Source organism: Bacillus sp. ISO11 (genome assembly GCF_003458115.1).
GTDB lineage: Bacteria > Bacillota > Bacilli > Bacillales > Bacillaceae_G > Bacillus_A > Bacillus_A cereus.
Genome location: NZ_QXCO01000071.1, coordinates 1 through 5,826, shown reverse-complemented (window position 1 = coordinate 5,826; position 5,826 = coordinate 1). Strand labels below are relative to the sequence as shown.

Genomic DNA, 5,826 nt, shown 5'->3' with positions numbered 1-5,826 from the left:
TTCGCTCGACTTGCATGTATTAGGCACGCCGCCAGCGTTCATCCTGAGCCAGGATCAAACTCTCCAATAAAGTTAGTTTGTCTAGCATCTAAAATAAAAATTGACGTTTCACGTTGTTTGTTTCGTTCAGTTTTCAAAGAACTACTTGGTCGCTCATTTGCGACTTCCTTATGTTAACATTTTCATCTTTCAATGTCAACTAAGTTTTTCATTTAGTTTGTCGCTTGCGATGTTATTGTCATCGGCGACTTGTTCTATATTACACCTCTAAAGTATAATCGTCAACACCTTTTTATAAAGAATTTCAATTTAATATTTTTATGCTCTTTTAGCTAGATACGTCTCTATAGGATTTCATTATCGGAGCACACCTTCTGCTTCTCTTTAATTTATTTTTCCAAATATATTCAAGTTAATTTGAACTCTAGACTTAACTTGTGTGGACGTTTTCCTCCAACAAAACTAGCAACCTTATTTTAACAAATACTAGTATATAATTAGAGAGTTGTTGTACTATCAATAAAACTCTATTAGAAGCAGGTGAAGATATGAAAGATATACGTATCCTTATAGCAGACGACGATAAAGAAATCCGAAATTTATTAAAAATATATTTAGAACGAGAATTATACATGGTAGACACTGCAATCAACGGCGAAGAAGCCTTGCATTTATTTAATCAAAATAAATATAACCTCGTTATATTAGATCTTATGATGCCCAAAATAGATGGAATCGAGGTATGTAAAAAACTTAGAGATAAAACTAACGTACCTATATTAATGCTCACAGCTAAAGATCACGAAGTTGATAAAATTTTAGGTTTAAGCATTGGTGCTGATGATTATATTACGAAACCTTTCAGCATTCACGAAGTAATTGCACGAGTAAAAGCTCTTATGCGGCGTTTTTTAGTTCTCGGAAGTAACAATACTGCTCAAGAAAAAACAACTTTATCTTTTAAAGGACTAACTATCAATTTAAATACATACACAGTTCATACAAACAAAGAAGAAATTAGCTTAACCGGAAAAGAATTGGAACTGTTAAAATTCTTTACTTCAAACCCAGGGCAAGTATTTACAAAAACACAGCTCTTCCGAAATGTGTGGGACGATAATTATATAGAAGATGACAATACCGTTATGGTACATATTCGAAAACTTAGAAAGAAAATAGAAATTGACCCTTCCAATCCAAAATTTATTCAGACTATATGGGGAATTGGTTATAAGTTTGTAGGTGAAAAGCTTGAAGACTGATAAAACCCTCTTCCTTATTTCATTACAACTTATCATTTGCGGGATTTTAAACATACAAATGGGCCCAAGATTAAAAATGTCTTTATTTATTATCCTTATCTTAATTACAATTTATCTCTTCTTTTCAAGAATACAATTCATTCAACATCGTAAAGCAATGGATACTAAATTAAGTCGTGTACTAAAAGGAAACTTACAAACGAGATTATTCACAAGCAATGACCACTCATTACATAATATCGTTTTTTCAATAAACGAGCTAATAGCTAAATTAGAGCAGGTTCAGATTGAAGCCAAAAGATCCGAGGAATCCAGAAAACAACTTTTGTCTAGTATCTCCCACGATATACGAACACCACTCACCTCCATAATCGGATATATAGATGCTTTGAAAGACGGAGTTGCTGCTTCTGAAATAGAAAAACAAGAATATCTTAAAATACTCTATATGAAATCAAATAACTTAAAGCACCTAGTTGATGAAATATTCAATATGGCGAAGCTAGACGCTAATGAATTTCCACTAAAAGAAGAAGAACTCGACTTTTCTGAAGTTACTAGAGAAGTTTTGATTGAATTTTTACCTGAGCTCTCAAAACATAACATCGAACTGCAAATTCTCATACCAGATTCTACTTGTCCTATCATCGCAGATCATCTAAGCATTATGCGGATTATCGGTAATTTAATGAAAAATGCAATTTATTACGGAAAGGATGGGAAAACAATAGGAGTCGAACTGCTAGAAGCTGATGCAGAATACAAACTTCATATTTGGGATCAAGGCCCTGGTATTCCAAAACATGATTTACAAAACATATTTGAGCGAATGTACCGAAGCGAACAATCAAGAAACTCTTCATTTGGTGGTAGCGGTCTCGGACTCTCTATTTCTAAAGCACTCGTTGAAAAAAATGGTGGGCATATATGGGTTGAAAGTACTCCATGGAAACGAACTACTTTTGGCTTTTCTATTCCAAAACACAATACTTTTAAGAAATAGTTAAGAAATGATTAATATGCAGTTAAGCCTTCCTTTTTATGATGTAAGTAAGAACTTATAGAAAGCAGGTGTCTCCTATAAATACAATTATAAAAACGACTAACCTTACTAAAGTATATGGCAATCAAAAATCAGTAGATAATTTAAATATTAATGTTCAACAAGGAGAGATTTATGGCTTCATAGGCCGCAACGGTGCTGGTAAAACAACAACCATTCGTATGCTGCTTAGTCTTATAAAACCTACAAGTGGAACGATTGAAATATTCGGAGAGAACTTATTCCAAAATCAAAAAGATATTTTAAGCAGAATTGGTTCTATAGTTGAAGTTCCAGGATTTTATGAAAACTTAACTGCAAAAGAAAACCTACTAATTAATGCAAAGATAATTGGGGTTCACAAAAAGAATGCTATCGAAGAAGCATTAGAAATAGTAGGCTTGCAGCATGAGACAAAAAAGTTAGTAGGAAAGTATTCTTTAGGAATGAAGCAACGCTTAGGAATTGCACGCGCTCTTCTCCATTATCCTGAGCTACTCATATTAGATGAACCAACTAACGGACTAGACCCTATTGGTATTAAAGAAATGCGAAAACTTATTCATTCTTTAGCTCAAGAAAGAAATATAACAATACTCATTTCTAGTCACATATTAGCCGAGATAGAACAGTTGGTCGATCGTATCGGAATTATTCATGAAGGAAAGTTACTAGAAGAAGTTTCTCTTGATACGCTGCGCAAAGCAAACCGTAAGTACATAGAGTTTCAAGTGAATAATGACGATAAAGCTGTGATGTTATTAGAAAATCATCTTCAAATTTTTGATTATGAAGTACATGATGAAGGAAATATTCGTATTTACTCTCATTTTGGACAACAAGGATACATAAACAGAACGTTTGTTCTTAATGGTATTGAAGTATTAAAAATGATGATAAGCGAAGATAGACTAGAAGATTATTTCACCAAACTAGTTGGAGGTGGAACAATTGGTTAATCTACTCTATACAGAACTCTTAAAACTAAAACGCTCTAATATGTTTTTAATTAGCATTATTGGTGCTGGTGTCGCACCTTTCTTAGTTGTAGTAGCCTCTTATATACATATAAAAACAAAACAGCCTACTCCAACTATTTGGTTCCATCAATTATTCACTGACGTTAACTTATATACTACTTTAGTTATAGGATTCCCCTTATATGGAGTAGTGGTTGCATATTTGCTTACCCGCGAATATGCAGAAGATACACTGAAAAATTTACTAACTATCCCCGTGTCGCGCATTAGCTTTATTATAAGTAAATTCATCATTCTCTTTCTTTGGATTATGATGCTAACTTTAGTCGCTTGGGCACTTACTTTAATATTAGGGCTATTGGGGAACTTCCCTGGCTTTAACATTTCTTTACTTTTAGGTTCTTTCCTAGAATTTTTAATATGTGGTGGACTTCTCTTTCTATTGTCTTCACCTATTGTGCTACTAACTCTTGTAATGAAGAGCTATGTACCGCCCATTATATTAACAGTCATTATTACAATGACTAATCTTATGCTCGTAAACTCCAAGCATAAAGATTTATTTCCGTGGACCGCTACTCTAGATATCGCAAATAACGAATTACAACCGACATATCCACCAGAGTATTCTTATATCATCATTGCAGTAACGACAATTTCCGGATTTATTGCAACACTATTCTATTTTAAAAAAGTAGACATTCATTAATTTGTAGGAGTGAAACTATGAGCGATATCATTATTGCCTTCATACTCGGTATTGTAGAAGGATTAGCTGAATTTTTACCTATATCCTCTACTGGCCATCTTATATTAGTCGGGCATTTATTAGGCTTTGAGGGAGAAAGAGCGAAAACGTTTGAAATTGTTATTCAGCTAGGCGCAATTTTAGCCATTGCAATTTTATATCATAAACGTCTCGTTTCTTTATGTAATATTAAGCCACTTCTACAGAAAGAAAAAAAATTCAACGCGTTCCATGTATTTCTTGGCGTATTTCCGGCAGTGGTTGCTGGTTTGCTACTACATGATATTATTAAAACATACTTATTCCAGCCATACACTGTTGTGATTGGACTTGTAGCAGGTGCAATTCTTATGCTCTTTGCAGAAGTAAAAAAGAAAGAGGCAGCAGCCTATTCACTGGACGATTTAACATACCGCCAAGCTTTAACAATCGGATTATTTCAGTGCTTAGCAATATACCCTGGCTTCTCTAGAGCTGGCTCTACTATCTCTGGAGGTCTATTAGCAAAAGTAAATTATAAGACTGCATCTGAATTCTCTTTTCTAATAGCTCTTCCTGTAATGATTGGGGCTACAGGCTTAGACTTACTAAAAAGTTGGAAGTATTTAAGTGTCGATGACATCCCTATGTTTGCGGTAGGATTCATTACCTCTTTTATAGTAGCGATGCTAGCGGTAGTAACTTTTCTAAAGCTTTTAGAGAAGATAGGTTTAAAACCTTTTGCGTACTATCGTATTTTGTTGGCTATCTTATTTACGCTTTTCGTATTGCTATAGATTCATATAAGTCACATATTATTAAACTGATATTCAATTTAGAATATCAGTTTTTTCATCTATTTTAACTCTAGTATTACTCACTTCAATATGGCATAGTGATAATAAACTACCATTCATAATCTGAACGTTCTTTAAGTAACTACATCCTTTATCATAAAATGCAATTGAAAAATTAAAGATTCCATATATGTACAGAACATATTTACAAACTATATTCACTCCACATAGTATCTTTTTAATTTGCAACACACCGCTACAACTTTTAAATGAGTACAAAGACATACTAAATAAGTAAGTAAATTTCCTAGGAATTATAAAAAGACTAAATATGAATTAGAGTGAGGTAACGATAAAAATGAATCAATTAGCACAGACATATTGGGATACTTATTGGGGAAACAACAAAAAACCAGAATCTGTTACAGCTTGGCAATTTGGGGATGCCCCTAATTATCTTGCACAACTAGTAATTGACGGTATTAAAACCGCTACATGCTCCGGTCACATTTTTTATGAATTAGAACATGAATCACTACCGACTACTATTGATTATAGTATTATACTCAATAGTAATGATGAACCTGTAGCTATTATTAAGACAATAGAAGTAACTGTAACACCAATGAATGAAGTAAGCGAAGAATTCGCTATCGCTGAAGGCGAAGGAGATCGTACTTATAATTACTGGAGAGACACCCATGTTCGTTTTTTTACAAAGGAACTAAATGAGCTTGGTCTTAATTTCTCTGAAAATATGTTACTCGTCTGTGAGCGTTTTGAACTTGTTGATGTGAACAATAAAGTGAAATTTTAATAAACTGAGATTTACCAGCCATTCTTATTTTTATAAAACACAAAAAAGACGAGTCATTCTGACTCGTCTTAAAGTTGCTTGGCGACGTCCTACTCTCACAGGGACAAGGTCCCAACTACCATCGGCGCTAGAGAGCTTAACTTCCGTGTTCGGTATGGGAACGGGTGTGACCTCTCTGCCATCATCACCAAACTATGAAGG

Annotated in this window: 6 protein-coding genes and 2 rRNA genes; 6 read left to right on the top strand and 2 right to left on the bottom strand. The window is 33.8% G+C overall.

Translation table 11 applies throughout. The annotated features are described in order from the left end of the window. A 16S ribosomal RNA gene (locus tag D1166_RS30720) occupies window positions 1-70 on the bottom strand; the annotation flags it as partial. 478 nt (window positions 71-548) lie between these two features. On the opposite strand from D1166_RS30720, the gene D1166_RS30715 reads away from it, so the two are divergent. The 6 genes from D1166_RS30715 to D1166_RS30685 all read left to right on the top strand — a co-directional run bounded on the left by D1166_RS30715 (window position 549) and on the right by D1166_RS30685 (window position 5,625). Next, the gene (locus D1166_RS30715; protein WP_000651991.1) at window positions 549-1,262 is read left to right on the top strand and encodes a response regulator transcription factor; all 714 of its coding nucleotides are present in this window, start codon (window positions 549-551) and stop codon (window positions 1,260-1,262) included. Further along, window positions 1,252-2,265, top strand: a complete 1,014-nt coding sequence (locus D1166_RS30710) for a sensor histidine kinase (protein WP_000845334.1) — start codon at window positions 1,252-1,254, stop codon at window positions 2,263-2,265. The genes D1166_RS30715 and D1166_RS30710 overlap by 11 nt, the downstream gene beginning before the upstream one ends. A 68-nt stretch (window positions 2,266-2,333) precedes the next feature. Further along, complete coding sequence (locus D1166_RS30705) at window positions 2,334-3,263, top strand: ABC transporter ATP-binding protein (RefSeq protein ID WP_000074580.1); 930 nt, start codon at window positions 2,334-2,336, stop codon at window positions 3,261-3,263. Then, entirely contained in the window at window positions 3,256-3,993 is a 738-nt protein-coding gene (locus D1166_RS30700) for an ABC transporter permease (RefSeq protein ID WP_000247716.1), read from the top strand. The genes D1166_RS30705 and D1166_RS30700 overlap by 8 nt, the downstream gene beginning before the upstream one ends. 17 nt (window positions 3,994-4,010) lie before the next feature. After that, entirely contained in the window at window positions 4,011-4,808 is a 798-nt protein-coding gene (gene uppP / locus D1166_RS30695; protein ID WP_097856749.1) for an undecaprenyl-diphosphate phosphatase UppP, read from the top strand. Window positions 4,809-5,166: 358 nt separating this feature from the next. Further along, on the top strand, window positions 5,167-5,625 hold the full coding sequence (locus D1166_RS30685) for an ASCH domain-containing protein (RefSeq protein WP_097856750.1): 459 nt from the start codon (window positions 5,167-5,169) through the stop codon (window positions 5,623-5,625). Window positions 5,626-5,701: 76 nt separating this feature from the next. Here D1166_RS30685 and rrf read toward each other — a convergent pair. Further along, window positions 5,702-5,817 (bottom strand): 5S ribosomal RNA (rrf, locus tag D1166_RS30680). Window positions 5,818-5,826 lie beyond the last annotated feature (9 nt).